Source organism: Amycolatopsis iheyensis, from assembly GCF_024703995.1.
GTDB classification, from domain to species: Bacteria; Actinomycetota; Actinomycetes; order Mycobacteriales; family Pseudonocardiaceae; genus Amycolatopsis; species Amycolatopsis iheyensis.
Genome location: NZ_JAMXQV010000009.1, coordinates 112,637 through 126,866 on the forward strand (window position 1 = coordinate 112,637; position 14,230 = coordinate 126,866).

Sequence of the window (14,230 nt, forward strand, 5' to 3'; positions counted from 1 at the left end):
CTCCATCGCTGGGTCTGCCGACCACGATGGGCCCCGGGCGGGCGGGGTAGCTGACCGCGCGTGCCGTGGTCACCGACCGCGCGTGCCAGGCCGGTGCCGCCGTCGGTACTCGCCCGGCGTGCACCCCGCTGCGGCCCGGAACGCCCGGTGGAAGCCCGAATCGCTCTCGAAACCGCACGCCGCGGCCACCGCCGCGATCGGGCGGTGCGGCGCGGCCACCAGCATGGCCCGGGCCCGCTCGAGCCGGATCCGGCGCAGGCGCGCGGCGACGCCGTCCTCGCCCAGCACGCGGTAGAGCGTGCGGCGGGACATCGCGCAGGCGGCCGCGACGCGCTCGGCGTCGAGCCGCGGGTCGTCGGCGTGCTCGCGTAGGTAGCGCTCGACGCGCTCGCGAGCCAACGCGGTGGCCGCGTCCTCGGCCGGGGCCGCGCGGCCGGCGAGGGCCGCGGCGGCGGTGAGCAGCCCCAGCGCGTGCGGGACCAGCAGCAGGGCCTCGTCGCCGCCCGGGCCGACCGTGCGTGCCAACGACGTCAGGAACGCCGGGACCGGGGCCGCCGGACCGGCGCCGGCGAGGGCCCGGGCGGTCAGCTCGCGGGTGTCGCGCACCGGGAGGCGGGCCTTCGGCACCTGGACGACCAGCTGCTGGAAGGGCCCGTCGAAGTGCAGGGTGTAGGGCCGGGTGCTGTCGTAGAACGCCATGTCGCCGCCGGCCAGCAGCGCGACGCGACCGTCCTGCTCGACGCGGCCGCGACCCCGCAGCTGGATGCTGGCGAGCAGGTACTCGTCGGCGCTGCGGCCGATCAGCGACGGCGTGCGCCGGACGTGCTGGCCGTCGGCCAGGACGGTGGACAGCTCCAGGTCACCGACCGGCGCGTGCCGGATCCGGCCCCGGAACCCGCGGTCGGCGACCCGCTCGGCGGTCAGCGGCACGAACGTCGCGGAGATCAGCTCGCGCCAGTACGCGAACGCCTCCCGCGCCGGCACCGTCGTGGTGGCCAGCTCGGCGAAGGCGTGGCGGTCCACGGCCGGCGGCATCGCCCGATTGTCGGCGACGGGTGCGGCGTCGTCCAGTTGCCGGTTGGTCCAGGACCGTGATAGTCATGAATCTGGACTAACTGAAGGGGGTGCCATGGCCGTCATCGAGCTGACCACGTTCACCGTCCGGCCCGACCGCACCGCGGCGATGCTCGCCGCGCGCCCCGGGATGGTGGCCGCGTTCCGCGAGGGCCGCCGCGGGTTCGTCTCGGCCAAGCTGGTGCGCCTCGACGCCGCCACCTGGCTCGACGTCGTCGAGTGGACCGACGACACCGCGTGGGACGAGTCGAAGGCCAAGGGCGGCGACGACCCGCGGGTCGCGGAGTTCTTCGCCACGATCGACGCGCTGGTCAGCGCCCGCCGCGGCGCCCGGTACGACGACGAGCAGGACGGCCCGCGGCCGGTGCGCACCATCGCCTACGGGCCGCACCCGGCGCAGGTGGGGGAGCTGTACCTGCCGGCGGGCGCCGGGCCGTTCCCGGTCGTCGTGCTGCTGCACGGCGGGTACTGGACGGCGATGTTCGACCGCCGCCCGATGACCCGCCTCGCCGACGACCTGGTCGCCCGCGGGTACGCCGTCTGGAACGCCGGCTACCGCCGGCTCGGCGACGGCGGCGGCTGGCCCGCCACGTTCGAAGACACCGCGGCGGCCGTCGACGCCGTCGCCGGCCTGGACCCGGCGCTGGACCGCACCCGCGTCGCGGTGGTCGGGCACTCCGCGGGCGGCCAGCTCGCGGCGTGGACGGCGCACCGCGCGGCCCTGCCCGCCGACGCGGTGGGCGCGGCGCCCGCGGTGGTGCCGGTCGCGGCGGTGTCGCTGGCGGGCGTCCTGGACCTGGCGGAAGCCGACCGGACGCGGTTCGGCACGGTCCTGGCCGACCCGGACGCCGAGCCCCCGGCCGGGGCGCCGGAGCCGGCGTATCCCGAACTCTGGCCCGCGGTCGCGGCGGAGGTCGGCGAAGGCGTGGTGAACCTGCTGCTGGGCGGCCACCTCGACGCCGTCCCGAAGCGCTACGCCACGACGTCGCCGAGCGCGCTCGAACCCGCGGGAGTCCCGGTCCTCGCGGTGCACGGCGAAGCCGACGACATCGTCCCGCCGTCGTACAGCCGCACCTACGCCGAGCACGCGCCGGACGCCCGCCACCTCGCGGTCGAGGGCGGCCACTTCGAGGTCATCGACCCCGGCCACGACAGCTGGCGGCAGGTGCTCGAGTGGCTCGCCGAGGTCACTCCGCGCTGACGGCGTCGCGCTGGTGCGCGGTGATGTCGGCCAGCGTGCGCTTGAACCGCTCGTAGCCGGCCTGCCCGAGCCGGCCGGCGTGCCGCTGCTGGATGGCGGCCATGATGGTGTCCGCGGCCCGCATCTGGGCGAGGCCGCGCGCGGTGGGGCAGATCAGCTTCGCGCGGCGGTCGGTCGGGTCCGGCCGCCGCTCGACGTAGCCGAGCGCCACCAGCTCGTCGATGAGCGTGCCGATGATCTGCTTGTACTGTCCGGAAAGCCGGGAGAGCTCGGTCGCGCGCACACCGCCGGGATCCAGGTAGGCGAGCACGGCCCCGTGCCGGTGCTTGAGGTCGTCGAAACCCTGCTCGGCGAGCGTGGCGAAGAGCTCGCGCTGCACCGCGAACAGGAGCCGTCCCGCGAGGACGCCCAGGTCGGGGTCCGTCGCGTTCCGCTCCGCGCGGGTGACCATCCGCCGCTCCTTCACCGGTGTCCTTGGCCGACACCTTAGCGAGCGGCCGCTCAGCTGGGCGGTTCCACCTCGCCGGCGTCTTCGTGGACGTCCTGCGTGTCGGGCTTTTCGCGCTCGGGCTCCGGGATCTCGATGTCGAGGTCGACGTCCGGGGTGCCGGGCGGGCGCGGAACGTCGGGGGTCAGGGGGCCTTCGTCGGATTCGCTCATGGGCCCGGGGTACCCGGTGGACGGTGGTCCGAAGCCGCGGACTCCTCGAGGTGCGCGAAAACGGCCGCGCCGTCGGCGGCGATGTGGACCAGGTCCGTCAGCGGGAGCGGCAGGAAGCCCTCGTCCTCCATGCGGCGCAGCTGCAGGATCAAGCCGTCGTAGAAGCCTTCGGTGTTGAGCAGCACCACGGGCTTGCGGTGCAGGCCGTGCTTGCGCAGCTCGAGGACCTCCGTCGCCTCGTCGAGGGTGCCGAGGCCGCCGGCCAGCACCACGATCGCCTCGGACCGCGACAGCAGCAAAGCCTTGCGCTCGGCCAGGTTCTCGGTGATCACCAGCTCGTCGGTGTCCTCGCGGGCGTGCTCGCGCAGCAGCTCGACCGAGATGCCGACCAGCCGGCCGCCACTCGCCCGGACGCCGTCGGCGACGACCTTCATCAGGCCGCTGTCGGAGCCACCCCAGACGAGCGTGTGGCCACCTTTGCCGAGCAGCTCGGCGAACTCGCGGGCGGGCCGGGTGTAGCGCTCGCCGAGGTCGGCGGCGGAGAGGAAGACGCAGATGTGCACGCACCCGAGGCTACCCGGGCACCGTCCACTCGGGAGCGAACGGCGGGGCGGCGGCGGAGAATGCGGGCATGCAGGTGGTCGTGCGGGTGGCGCTGGTCGTCGCGGTGGTCGTGCTGGTGGTGCTCGCGCTCGCTTGGGTCTTCCAGCGGCGGCTGATCTACCTGCCCGACACCACAACCGTGCCGCCGGCCGCCGAGGTGCTGCCCGGCGGCGAGGACGTCCGCCTGCGCACGAGCGACGGCCTCGACCTCGGCGCCTGGTTCGTCGCACCGCCGGGCGCGCCGGCAGCCGTCCTGGTGGCCAACGGCAACGCCGGCAACCGGGCCGGCCGGGCCCCGCTGGCCGCGAAGCTCGCGCGGGCCGGCCTGGCGGTGCTGGTGTTCGACTACCGCGGGTACGGCGACAACCCCGGCGATCCCAGCGAAGCGGGCCTCGCGCTGGACGTCCGCGCGGCGTACCGGTTCCTGACCGGGCGGACGCCCGCGCCGATCATCTTCTACGGCGAGAGCCTCGGGTGCGCGGTGGTGGCCGAGCTCGCCCTCGAACACCCGCCGGCCGGGCTGCTGCTGCGGTCGCCGTTCGTGGATCTGGCTTCGGTGGGCGCGGAAAGCTACCCGTTCCTGCCGGTGCGGTTGTTGCTGCGCGACCGGTTCCCGGTCCGCGACGAGGTGACGCGCCTGAAGGTGCCGACGGTCGTGGTCGTGGGCGGGCGGGATTCGGTCGTGCCGCCGGAGCAGAGCCGGGCGGTGGCCGCGGCGGCGTCGGCGCGGCTGGTGGAGGTGCCGGGGGCCGACCACAACGATCCGGTGCTGGCCGACGGCCCGGAGCTCGTGGACGCTGTGCGGTCGCTGGTGCCGCGGTAGCCGATCACCGGATCGGGATGTTTGCCCTTCGCCAACCGGGGCATGCCTCGACCATGGTTGAAGCGGGCATCACCGAGATGACAGGCCGGGCCGGGGCCATCGCCGCGTTGCGACGGGTACTTCTCGCCTTCGGGGTCGGCGGGGCGCTGGCGTGCCTCGCCTGGATGGCGTTGTGGCTCGCCATGCACCTTTAGTCAGGCCGCTCAGGAGCGGGGCAGCGGTTCGGCGTTCCACGACGCCAGGATCCGCAGGGCTTCGTGCGCCGGGGAGCCCGGCTCGGCGGTCAGGACCATCAGGCGCTGGCCACTGCCGTCGGGGCTGTCCCAGACGTCGCAATCGAGGGTCAGCTCGCCGACCACCGGGTGGCGGTAGCGCTTGACGCCGTAGCCCGCGGCCGTCACGTGGTGGGCCGCCCACCACGTGCGGAACTCCGGGTGATGGATGGAGAGGTCACCGACCAGGTCCGCCAGCTCCGGCGCGTCCGGGTCGCGCGCGGCTTCCAGGTGCAGGGCGGCGACGGCCGTGCGGGCGGCCTCCGGCCAGTCGACGTGCAGCGCACGCATCCGCTCGTCGGCGAACAGCAGCCGGACGTAGTTGCGGTGGTTCGCCGGGTGGGCGGCGAAGTCGGTGAACAGCGCCGCGGCCGATTCGTTCCAGGCCAGGATGTCCATCCGGCGGCCGAGCACCATCGCGGGCGTCTCGCCGAGCCGGTCGAGAAGCCGTTTCACCGCGGGACGCAGCTTTTCCGCCGACCGGCGCCGCGGCCGCCGGAACGGCTTGCCCGCCAGTTCGTAGAGGTAGGCCTGCTGGTCGTCGTCGAGCCGGAGGGCGCGCACGAGGGTGGGGAGCACGGCCGCGGAGGCGGGCACCCGGCCTTGTTCGAGCCGCGTCAGGTAGTCGACGCTGATCGCGGCGAGCTGGGCCACCTCTTCCCGCCGCAACCCGGCGACCCGACGTCGCGTGCCGGGTTCGGGAAGCCCGACATCCCGCGGCTCGAGCTGGCCGCGGCGGGCTTTGAGGAAGTCGCCGAGTTCGCGCGGCCGGCCGGTCGGGTCCATGGGGTCATTGTCTCCCGGTTGCGCGTGGAGAGGGTGGTCAGGATCCTTCCCCGGCTGGGTCGGTCGGGTCGGCTGGGTGGGCTGGCTGGCTGGGTCGGGCTGGGGCGGTAGCGCCGGGTCGGGCTGGGCTGGGTCGGTCGTGCTGGGCAGGGCCCGGTCGGCCGGGTCGTGCCGGCACCAACCGCCGCGGCCACACCGGCGAGTCATCTCCCCGCCGAAAGCACTCAGCCCTTGGCCTCCGCACCCACCTCGGTCTCCGCCGGCCGCGGATCCACCACCGCGTCCTGGTCGATCCACGAGACCTGGATCAGCTGCTTGCCGAACTTGCGGCTGACCAGCGTGCCGCGCCCCGGCGGCATGGCGCCCGCGCGGACCGTGCCGACCAGCGCGCCCTCTTCGCGCGAGCCATTCATCACCAGGCCCGGCTGCGCGACCTCGCGGAGCTTGCCGATGATCGGGTCGTACAACGCCTTGCTCCCGCCGCCGGCGCGCCGGACCACCACCAGGTGCAGGCCGACGTCCTTGGCCTGGGGCAGGAACTCGGCCAGTGGCCGCAGCGGGTTGCTCGTCGAGGTGGCCACCAGGTCGTAGTCGTCGACCAGGATGAACAGCTCCGGGCCCGTCCACCACGACCGGTTCCGCAGCTGCTCCTGCGTGATGTCCGGGCCGGGCAGGCGCCGCTGCATCGAACCGTGTACGTCGCTGATCATCCCCTCCAGCTGCGTGGACGACACCGCGTAACCGAGCAGGGCGTCGCCCTGCAGGTAGCCGAGCATCGTGCGCCGGTAGTCCACCAGCAGGATGACCGCTTCCTTCGGGGTGTAGCGCTCGGCGATCCCGCGGGCGATCTGGCGCAGCAGGTTCGTCTTCCCGGACTCGCCGTCGGCGAAGGCGTAGAAGTGCGGCTCGGCGTTGAAGTCGAGGTACACCGGTTGCAGGGCCTCTTCGTCGACGCCGATCGGGATCAGCCGGGTGTCGCGGGCCGTGTCGGCCTCGAGGAGGTCGTCGTAGTCGATCAGCTGCGGCAGCAACCGGACTTCCGGGGCGGCCGGGCCGGTCCAGGCCGCCTTGATCCGCGTCACCGCGTCGGCCGTCCCGGCGGCCGTGGTGGCGGGGTCGCTCGAACCGTCGATGCGCGGCAGGCACGTGAGCATGTGCAGCTTCTCGCGGCTGAGCCCGCGACCCGGCTGGTGCGGCGGCACCTTCACCGCGGTGCGCCGGTCGATGTCCGACTCGGTCGGGTCCCCGAGGCGCAGCTCGAACCGCGTGCCCAGCAGGTCCTTCACCGCCGGGCGGATGTCGGCCCACCGGTTGGCCGCGAGGACCACGTGGATGCCGTAGGACAGCCCCAGGGCGGCGAGCCGCGTGATCGTGGCTTCGAGCTCTTCGAAGTCGTCGCGCAGGGCCCGCCAGTTGTCGACGATCAGGAACGCGTCGCCGAACGGGTCCTGCTCCGGGCCGATCTCCCCGCGCCGCTTGCGGGCGCGGAACTCGGTCATCGAGTCGATGCCCAGCTCCCGGAACCGCCCTTCGCGCTCGCTGAGCAGGGCGGTCAGCTCGGCCACGATCCGCCGGGCCTTGTCCGGCTCGCGCCGGGCGACCGCGACCCCGCCCACGTGCGGCAGGTCGGCCAGCGCGGCGAGCCCGCCGCCGCCGAGGTCGAGGCAGTAGAACTGGGCCTCGGCCGGGGTGTGGGTCAGCGCCGTCGACAGGATCAGCGTCCGCAGCATCGTCGACTTGCCGGACTGGGGTCCGCCGACGATGACGCCGTGGCCGGCGGCACCGGAGAAGTCGGCCCACAGCGGGTCGCGCCGCTGTTCGTACGGGCGGTCGATGATGCCCAGCGGCACCTGCAGCCGCCCGGCGCCGGCGAAGCCGGCGGGCGACAGGCCCCGGTCCCCGGTCGGGCCCAGGTCCGGCAGCAGCGCGTCCAGCGGGTACGGGTCCCGCAGCGGCGGCAGCCACACCTCGTGCGCGGGCGGGCCCAGCTCGGCCAGCCGCGACACGACCACGTCCAGCTCGGTGCCGGGCGCGGCCGCGTCGTCCTCGACCGGCAGCGGGTCGGAGACGTAGGCGGTCTTGAACCGCACCGGGTCGTCGGTGCCGATGCGCAGGTACCCGGACCCGGGGATGCGGGGCAGCTCGTAGGCGTCGGGGACGTTGATGACCGAGCGGGACTCGCTGGCCGACAGCGTGCGCAGCGCGATCCGGTACGACAGGTGCGTGTCGAGCCCCCGCAGCCGGCCCTCCTCGAGCCGTTGCGAGGACAGCAGCAGGTACATCCCCAGGGAGCGGCCCACCCGGCCGATCGCGACGAACACGTCGACGAAGTCCGGCTTCGCCACCAGCAGCTCGGCGAACTCGTCGACCACGATGAACAACGCGGGCAGCGGGTCGAGGCCGGCGCCGTTCTCACGGGCCTCGTTGTACTTCCAGACGTTCTGGTGGCCGCCGTTCTGCCGCAGCACCTCCTGGCGGCGGTTCATCTCGCCGAGCAGCGCCTCCTGAGCGCGGTCCAGCAGCGCGACGTCGTCGGCGAGGTTGGTGATGACCGCGGAGACGTGCGGCGCCCGCTCGAGGCCGCGGAACGTCGCACCGCCCTTGAAGTCGATGAGCACGGCGTTCAGCTCGGCCGGCGAATGGGTCGTCAGCAGGCCGAGCATCAGCGTGCGGAGGAACTCGGACTTGCCGGACCCGGTCGCGCCGACGCACAGGCCGTGCGGGCCCATGCCCTCCTGCGCGGACTCCTTGAGGTCGAGCTCGACCGGCCGGCCGTCCTCGCCGACGCCGAAGGGCACGCGGTAGCGCTGCCGGATCGGACGCCGCCGCCAGGCCTGCTGGATGTCGAAGGTCGCCGGGGTGCCGGGGATGCCGAGCAGCTCCAGCAGCGACGGGTCGGACAGCAGCGGGTCCGGCGCCTCGACCGGCTCGCCGGTGAACGCGGCGCTCTCCAGCGTGGCGATGATCTGCTGCAGGTCGGCTTCGGAGTCCGGGCGGCCCGGGAGCGCGGTGAGGAACCGCTTGCCGTTGTAGAGGCCCCAGCCGACCCGGTCCGGCAGGGTGGCGGCGAGCTCGGGATCGAGCTTCGACTCCGCCGGGTCGGTGAGCACGAGCTCGATGCGCGCGCCGAGCAGCCGTTCGATCTCGGCCGGGATCTCCGCCCAGTGGCGGGCGGTGACGACGACGTGCACGCCCATGTCGAGGCCGCTGCCGGCGATCTTCTTCATCGCCTGGCGCAGCCCGGGCACCTCTTCGTCGAACTGGTCCCAGCCGTCGACGACGACGAACAGGTCGGCGTTGTCCCCCGGCGGCAGCTTGCCGAGCTCGCGCACCCTGCGGAACTGGGCGAAGTCGTTCAGCCGCGCGGCGCGGAAGAGCTTGTGGCGCCGGGTGATCTCGGCGTCGATCCGGCCGAGCAGCCGCTCGATCCGGTCGCCGTCGAACGGGCTGACGACCTCGCGCACCTCGGGCCCGGACAGCCCGCTGAACTGCCCACCGGAGTCGAAGCAGTAGAAGGCCACCTCGCCCGGGGCGTTGCCGGCCCGCAGGCCTTCGAGCATCGTCCGGACCAGCACGGACTTCCCGGACCAGATCTTGCCGACGACGCCGATGTGCCCGTCCTGGCCGGTGAAGTTCACCCGCAGCACGTCGTCGCCGGGACGCCCGGAGCGGTACGCCTGTCCGATCGGCACGACGAGCGCGCCCGGCACCGCCGGCCCCGGGCTCGCGAGCAGTTCCTCGAGGCGCGGCGACTCCGCGTACTCGTCGACGATCAGCCGCCGCGACTTGACGTTCGCGATCTTGAACGAGCCTTCGGCGGTGTTGTACCGGCTCGGCAGCTGGATGCGGTCCGCGTCGTCGCGGCGGCGGAGCTCGTCGTAGACGTAGGTGTAGAGGTCCTCGGCGGTGATGACGTCCGCGTCGCCGCGGGCCGCGACGCCGCCGCTGAGGCCCTTGATGACCGCGTCGGTGAAGATCGAGAACGGCTGCGGCTCGTTGAGCACCAGCTTTTCGTCTTCGTACGCGCGTTCCACCGCGTTGGTGGCCGTCATGATGTAGGTGCCCTTGCCGAGGCTGTCGACGATCTCGACCCGGCTCTCGGACTTGGCGGCCGGCAGCCGCAGGGCGATCCCGCTGTAGCAGCAGTCGAGCAGGACGGCCTTGTTCCGCGCCGGGCATTCGCGCAGCAGGCTGTGGACGAGCGTCGCCGGCACGGCGGTCGACCAGGGCCGGTGGGATTCCGTGTCGTTGGTGGCGAAGAAGAGCTGACGGTCGGCGTTCTTGATGCCGTGCCCGGAGATGTAGAGCAGCACGAGGTCGTCGGGCGAGCAGTCGCCGAACAGCTTCTCCATCTCGTACTCGACCAGCGACTTCCGGTTGTCGAGCACGACCGACACGGTGTCGAACTCGCCGATCGCGGGATCCTGCAGCAGCTGGGCCAGCTGCTGGGTCTCCTGGACCGGGGCACGCAGGTTCGGCAGCTTGGGGTCGACGTAGCGCGACGTCGCGACGAGCAGGGCCAGGCGTCGTCCCATGGCCTACTTTTCCGGCGTGTCTTCGGCGGCCCTGTGCTCTGCGACTGCTTGGTGCTTTTCGACGATGAGCTCGATGACGCGGCGCTGGTCGGCCCCGGACAGCGCGGTCAGCTCGACCTTGTCCTCGCCCTGGACCCACGTCACCGACCGGGCCTTCGAGCGGCCGAGCCACGCGACGATCACGCGGTACACCGCGGCGACCGTGCCACCGGAGAGCACCAGGTCGCCGAGGGCGGTGCCGAGACCGGACTTCGCACCCGGCTCCGCGGCTTCTTCGACGCGGCCGACCCGCACGTCACCCAGGTCGCGGAGATCTTCGTAGAGCGCTGTCGTCGCGTCGTCCAGCAGGTCCGGGTCCGCGGCGTCCACCCGCAGCACGACGTCGTTCATCAGCGCCCTCCCACCCTGTTCGCGCGATAGCCGTGCCAGCCTACGACAGGTCGTCTCGCGCGCGCAGGCAGTGACCGGAACCGGGGCGGCCGGTCGCCCGGCCGCCCCGCCACGCTCACCGGCCGCGCGCCACCCGCCGCCTGGCCAGCAGCACCAGCCCGCCGCCGCCGGCCAGCAGGGCGATGCCCCAGTAGAGGCCGGTCAGGGAGACGCCGGTGTCGGCCAGCCCGGCCGGGCGGAACGCGACGTCCGGCACGAGGTCACCACCCCCGCCCGCGGCCGGGGCGCCCGCGCCGGGGCCGCCCGCCGGGGGCAGGGTCGCGCACTGGGCCGCGAGGGTGACCGTCGGCTCGTCGAGGACGTCACCGGCCTGGTAGAAGTTCGCGAACGCGTCCGCGCTGGTCAGCGTCGCCTTGATCGCCGACACCGTGAGCGTGCCCGCGCCGGGGGTCTTGACCGCCGAGGCCAGGTCGAGGTTCGCCAGTGCGACGCCCGGCTTGCTGACCGGCGGGGACGGTGCGCCCGCGGTCGTCCGCAGGTCGACGTCGGCGTAGAGCGTGCCCTTGCCCCCGGCGACCGTGATCTTCGGGTTCGCCAGCGTCAGGGTGAAGAAGTGCGCCGGGTAGCTGAAGGTGATCTTGCCGGTGAACGCCGTTGTGAACTCGCTGTCCGAGGTCAGCGTGCCGCTGGCGAGCGGGAACCGGTAGGCGCCGGTGGGGATCGCCTTGCCGGCGACCTCGTCGACGTTCGTGATCTCCGCGCCGCCGTCGGCCGTGATCGCGTTGCCCGTCCCGCCGCCGACGTAGGAGCGGAAGCTCTTCTTGAAGCCCCACAACAGGTTTCCCTGCGCGATGGTGCCGGGGGAGAGGGTGCAGGCCGTCGGTGGCGGGGTGGTCGTCGACGTCGACGTCGGCGGGGTCGTGGTCGGCGTCGTCGAGGTCGGCGGGGTGCCTGGGAAGACGAGCCGCCCGGCGTCGAGGTCGGTCCCGGCCGGGTAGAAGCCCGCGAACGCGCCCGCGCCCGCCTCGGTCAGCTTGGCCGAAGCCAGCTCGACGACGACGTTCTCGCCGTCCTTCGTCGCCGGCTTCACGGTGATGTCGGCGAAGTCCACTTCGGACGGTTCGCGGACCTGCTGAGGTGCGTCCTTGGTGCCGTAGAAGCGGTAGCCGATCGACGCGCTCAGCTTGCCGGTGCCGTCGCCGGCCAAGGTCACCTTCGGGTTGGCGAGGCTGAACTGCCAGATCATGTGCGGTTCGAGGGTGAACACGACCCGGCCGCCGAAGGAGGCGCTGCCCTTGGTGCCGTCCCACGTCGCCGGCCCGGCGGGCCAGCGGTAGGGCAGCGGCGCGGTGTTCGGCGCGGCGTCGTCGAGGGTGGCGCCCCGGTCCGGGGTGATGGTGCCGCCGAACCGGCTGATGTACGCGCGCCAGCTTTGCTTGAGGCCCCAGGCGAAACCGGCGCCCGAGGTGCCGGGGCCGGGGTCGCCGAGGCCGGTGAACTTCAGCGGTGTGGTGCTGTCCCAGGTCAGGTCCGGGGTGTCCCAGCCGAACACGTACACGCTGAACGGCTGGGTCTTGGCGTTGTAGGTCGTGCCGGCCGAGGTGTACTCGGCCTTCACCGTGACCGTGAGTTCCCAGCTGCCGTCGGCGTTCAGCGGGATCTGCGTTCCCACCGGGTCCTTCTTGACGAGCTTGCTGACCTGGAACCCGGTGGCGGTCCGGGCGCGCACGTCGTCCTTGGCCGGGCCGACGCGGACGCCGAAGCCCTTGCCGTCGTTGGCGGCCGGGTCGAACCCGCTGCCCTTGACGGTGATCGACGTGCCGGCCGGGTCGAGCCCGGTCGCCGGGGTGACGGTCACCGCCGGGCCGGCGGCCAGCGCCGGGGGGACGACGAGGCAGCCGAGCAGCGTCGCGGCACCGGCCGCGACGAGCAGTCTTCGCATCTTCACGAGGGAGTTCCTTCCTGGTTCCTGAGGGTGCGACGGCGTCGCAGGAGGGGTGGGACGAGCAGGGCGGCGGCGGTGACGAGCAGCGCGGCGCCGGCCACCACCCACCACCAGGCGCCGCGGGCGGGCTCGGCGACCGCCGCGGGCACGGGGGTCGGCGTGGGTGTCGGTGTCGCGCTGGCGAGGGCGCTCGACGTCGGCGTCGAGGGGGTCGTCGTCGGGCTCGGCGGCGGCGCGCTGGTGACCGGCGCGGCGTGCTCCGGCGCGGCCTGCTTCGGCACGGCGAACGACACCGGCGTGAAGGTTTCGTTGTTCGCGTTGGCCACGCCGTGCGCGCCGACCGTGATGAGTCCACAGCGGACTTTCAGGCAGTCGACGTCGACGACCGCGCCGTCGCGGTCGGTGGCGCGGAACTTCGCGCCGGGCACCACGAGCTGGGTGCTCCAGCCGCCATCGGCGCCGATGACACCGCCGTTGGCCGAGCCGGCGGTGTCGCCGCCCGGGAAGGCGATGAACCGCTGGAACCCGCGGTTGTCCTTGGCTTCCTTGTCCGGCACGTACCGGTAGGTCGCCCCGGCGGAGCCGCCCTTGCTGGGCTGCCACGCGCCGTCGGCGACCCAGCCGAACAGCAGGTAGATCCCGCCGAAGCCCTTCGGGACGGACTGGAACCCGCTGCCGCGCACGGTGAGCACGGTGGCGTAGGCGGGATCGGCGGTCGCGGGGGACACGCTGACCCGCGCCGCCGCATGAGCGGGCGGGGCGAGCACCAGCGGCAGCAGGGCCGCGGCCAGGACCAGGCCGGTTCGGCGCATGGGGGTTCTCCTAGGCGGATCGGTGGGGGACGGGGCGGCAGGTTTGGGTGGCGGCGTGGTTTGGTGGGTTGTGGCGAGGGCCGGGTTGGTTTGGCGCGTGGTTTCCTGGCGGGTCGGCGGTCGGCGGCGTGGTTTGGTGAGTTGCGGCGAGGACCGGGTTGGTTGGCGCATGGGTTGTGCTAGGCGGGTCGGCGGGCGGCGGGCGGCGGCCTGGTTTGTTGGGTTGCGGTGAGGGCCGGGTTGGTTTGGCGGGGGCCTGGCCGGGTCGGCGGTCGGCGGCGGGTGGCAGCGCGGTCTGGCGGGCCGCGGCGAGGACCGGGCCGGTTCGGCGCATGGGGTTCTCCTAAGCGGGCCGGTGCGGCAAAACGACAGGGCGGCCGGTGCGCGGGTGCGGGAACACCTCGACCGGATGCCGGTAGACCTCGCTGAGCAAGGCCTCGGTGAGCACCTCCGCCGGCGGGCCGGTCGCGGCGACAGCCCCGGCGGACAGCAGGGCGATCCGGTCGGCGTGCGCGGCGGCCAGGCCGAGGTCGTGGAGCACCACGAGCACGGCGTCGCCCGCGGCCGCCCGTGTGGCGGCCAGCGTCATGACCCGCTCGGTGTGCCCCAGGTCCAGCGCGGCGGTCGGCTCGTCGAGCAGGAGCAACGGCGCTTCCTGGGCCAGCACCCGGGAAAGCGCGGCGCGGGCCTGCTCGCCACCGGAGAGCGTGGGGAAGCGACGGTGCGCGAAGCCGGTCATCTCGGTGGCGGCCAGCGCCCGCTCGATCGACCTCTTGTCGCCGGCTTCGGCCGCCGTGCCGCGCCACGGTGCCCGGCCCATCGCGACGACTTCCTCAACGGTGAACGGAAAGGTGACGGTGGTGCGCTGGGGGAGCACCGCCCGCCGCCGGGCCTGCTCGACCAGTGACCAATCCGCCAGCCGGCGCTCGGCGAGCCGCACCTCGCCCGACGCCGGCTCGAGGTCGCCGGCCAGCAGCGCCAGGGCCGTCGACTTGCCGGCGCCGTTCGGCCCGGCCAGCACGAGGACTTCGCCGGCCCGGACGTCGAGCGAAACCCCGGCCAGCAACCGGCGTCCTTCGACGGCGTACGTGACATCGGCCAGCGCGGCCGCGCTCTCGCTCATGTCGGG

Annotated in this window: 13 protein-coding genes; 3 read left to right on the top strand and 10 right to left on the bottom strand. The window is 73.5% G+C overall.

Features of this window, described 5'->3' with window-relative positions; all coding sequences use genetic code 11:
- Positions 1-69: 69 nt before the first annotated feature.
- Positions 70-1,035 carry an AraC-like ligand-binding domain-containing protein gene (locus tag M8542_RS19295; protein WP_257921592.1) on the bottom strand — a complete coding sequence of 322 codons (966 nt, stop codon included), beginning with the start codon at positions 1,033-1,035 and terminating at the stop codon, positions 70-72.
- 94 nt (positions 1,036-1,129) lie between these two features.
- Here M8542_RS19295 and M8542_RS19300 point away from each other — a divergent pair, with 94 nt between their 5' ends.
- Complete coding sequence (locus tag M8542_RS19300; protein WP_257921593.1) at positions 1,130-2,275, top strand: alpha/beta hydrolase family protein; 1,146 nt, start codon at positions 1,130-1,132, stop codon at positions 2,273-2,275.
- Here M8542_RS19300 and M8542_RS19305 read toward each other — a convergent pair.
- From M8542_RS19305 to M8542_RS19315, 3 genes are read right to left on the bottom strand one after another with little or no spacing between them, the layout of a single operon-like run.
- On the bottom strand, positions 2,262-2,726 hold the full coding sequence (locus M8542_RS19305) for a MarR family winged helix-turn-helix transcriptional regulator (protein WP_257921594.1): 465 nt from the start codon (positions 2,724-2,726) through the stop codon (positions 2,262-2,264). The genes M8542_RS19300 and M8542_RS19305 overlap by 14 nt on opposite strands.
- A gap of 50 nt (positions 2,727-2,776) precedes the next feature.
- Positions 2,777-2,935, bottom strand: a complete 159-nt coding sequence (locus M8542_RS19310; protein WP_257921595.1) for a hypothetical protein — start codon at positions 2,933-2,935, stop codon at positions 2,777-2,779.
- Positions 2,932-3,498 (bottom strand): LOG family protein, encoded by a 567-nt coding sequence (locus M8542_RS19315; protein WP_257921596.1) that lies wholly within the window; start codon positions 3,496-3,498, stop codon positions 2,932-2,934. Before M8542_RS19315 ends, M8542_RS19310 begins: the two co-directional genes overlap by 4 nt.
- A 68-nt stretch (positions 3,499-3,566) precedes the next feature.
- On the opposite strand from M8542_RS19315, the gene M8542_RS19320 reads away from it, so the two are divergent.
- Together M8542_RS19320 and M8542_RS19325 are read left to right on the top strand one after the other, a co-directional pair.
- A complete protein-coding gene (locus tag M8542_RS19320; RefSeq protein WP_257921597.1) occupies positions 3,567-4,361 on the top strand; it encodes an alpha/beta hydrolase in 795 nt (264 codons plus the stop codon).
- A gap of 53 nt (positions 4,362-4,414) precedes the next feature.
- Entirely contained in the window at positions 4,415-4,555 is a 141-nt protein-coding gene (locus M8542_RS19325) for a hypothetical protein (protein WP_257921598.1), read from the top strand.
- Positions 4,556-4,564: 9 nt separating this feature from the next.
- On the opposite strand, the gene M8542_RS19330 is transcribed toward M8542_RS19325, so the two are convergent.
- The 6 genes from M8542_RS19330 to M8542_RS19355 all read right to left on the bottom strand — a co-directional run bounded on the left by M8542_RS19330 (position 4,565) and on the right by M8542_RS19355 (position 14,224).
- Positions 4,565-5,419 (bottom strand): helix-turn-helix domain-containing protein, encoded by an 855-nt coding sequence (locus M8542_RS19330; protein ID WP_257921599.1) that lies wholly within the window; start codon positions 5,417-5,419, stop codon positions 4,565-4,567.
- A gap of 224 nt (positions 5,420-5,643) precedes the next feature.
- Positions 5,644-9,954, bottom strand: a complete 4,311-nt coding sequence (gene eccCb, locus M8542_RS19335; protein WP_257921600.1) for a type VII secretion protein EccCb — start codon at positions 9,952-9,954, stop codon at positions 5,644-5,646.
- 3 nt (positions 9,955-9,957) lie between these two features.
- Complete coding sequence (locus M8542_RS19340) at positions 9,958-10,344, bottom strand: effector-associated constant component EACC1 (RefSeq protein WP_257921601.1); 387 nt, start codon at positions 10,342-10,344, stop codon at positions 9,958-9,960.
- 115 nt (positions 10,345-10,459) lie between these two features.
- The gene (locus M8542_RS19345; protein ID WP_257921819.1) at positions 10,460-12,286 is read right to left on the bottom strand and encodes an HtaA domain-containing protein; all 1,827 of its coding nucleotides are present in this window, start codon (positions 12,284-12,286) and stop codon (positions 10,460-10,462) included.
- 2 nt (positions 12,287-12,288) lie between these two features.
- Positions 12,289-13,101 carry a hypothetical protein gene (locus M8542_RS19350; RefSeq protein ID WP_257921602.1) on the bottom strand — a complete coding sequence of 271 codons (813 nt, stop codon included), beginning with the start codon at positions 13,099-13,101 and terminating at the stop codon, positions 12,289-12,291.
- Positions 13,102-13,444: 343 nt separating this feature from the next.
- On the bottom strand, positions 13,445-14,224 hold the full coding sequence (locus M8542_RS19355; protein WP_257921603.1) for a heme ABC transporter ATP-binding protein: 780 nt from the start codon (positions 14,222-14,224) through the stop codon (positions 13,445-13,447).
- Between the last annotated feature and the right edge of the window lie 6 nt (positions 14,225-14,230).

What these genes read in the sequence shown, in the direction of transcription:
- M8542_RS19300 (WP_257921593.1), top strand. Translation starts at nt 1,130, where the DNA reads ATGGCCGTCATCGAGCTGACCACGTTCACCGTCCGGCCCGACCGCACC.
- M8542_RS19295 (WP_257921592.1), bottom strand. Translation starts at nt 1,035, where the DNA reads ATGCCGCCGGCCGTGGACCGCCACGCCTTCGCCGAGCTGGCCACCACG.
- eccCb (WP_257921600.1), bottom strand. Translation starts at nt 9,954, where the DNA reads ATGGGACGACGCCTGGCCCTGCTCGTCGCGACGTCGCGCTACGTCGAC.
- M8542_RS19320 (WP_257921597.1), top strand. Translation starts at nt 3,567, where the DNA reads ATGCAGGTGGTCGTGCGGGTGGCGCTGGTCGTCGCGGTGGTCGTGCTG.
- M8542_RS19350 (WP_257921602.1), bottom strand. Translation starts at nt 13,101, where the DNA reads ATGCGCCGAACCGGCCTGGTCCTGGCCGCGGCCCTGCTGCCGCTGGTG.
- M8542_RS19305 (WP_257921594.1), bottom strand. Translation starts at nt 2,726, where the DNA reads ATGGTCACCCGCGCGGAGCGGAACGCGACGGACCCCGACCTGGGCGTC.
- M8542_RS19340 (WP_257921601.1), bottom strand. Translation starts at nt 10,344, where the DNA reads ATGAACGACGTCGTGCTGCGGGTGGACGCCGCGGACCCGGACCTGCTG.
- M8542_RS19345 (WP_257921819.1), bottom strand. Translation starts at nt 12,286, where the DNA reads ATGCGAAGACTGCTCGTCGCGGCCGGTGCCGCGACGCTGCTCGGCTGC.
- M8542_RS19355 (WP_257921603.1), bottom strand. Translation starts at nt 14,224, where the DNA reads ATGAGCGAGAGCGCGGCCGCGCTGGCCGATGTCACGTACGCCGTCGAA.
- M8542_RS19330 (WP_257921599.1), bottom strand. Translation starts at nt 5,419, where the DNA reads ATGGACCCGACCGGCCGGCCGCGCGAACTCGGCGACTTCCTCAAAGCC.
- M8542_RS19325 (WP_257921598.1), top strand. Translation starts at nt 4,415, where the DNA reads ATGGTTGAAGCGGGCATCACCGAGATGACAGGCCGGGCCGGGGCCATC.
- M8542_RS19310 (WP_257921595.1), bottom strand. Translation starts at nt 2,935, where the DNA reads ATGAGCGAATCCGACGAAGGCCCCCTGACCCCCGACGTTCCGCGCCCG.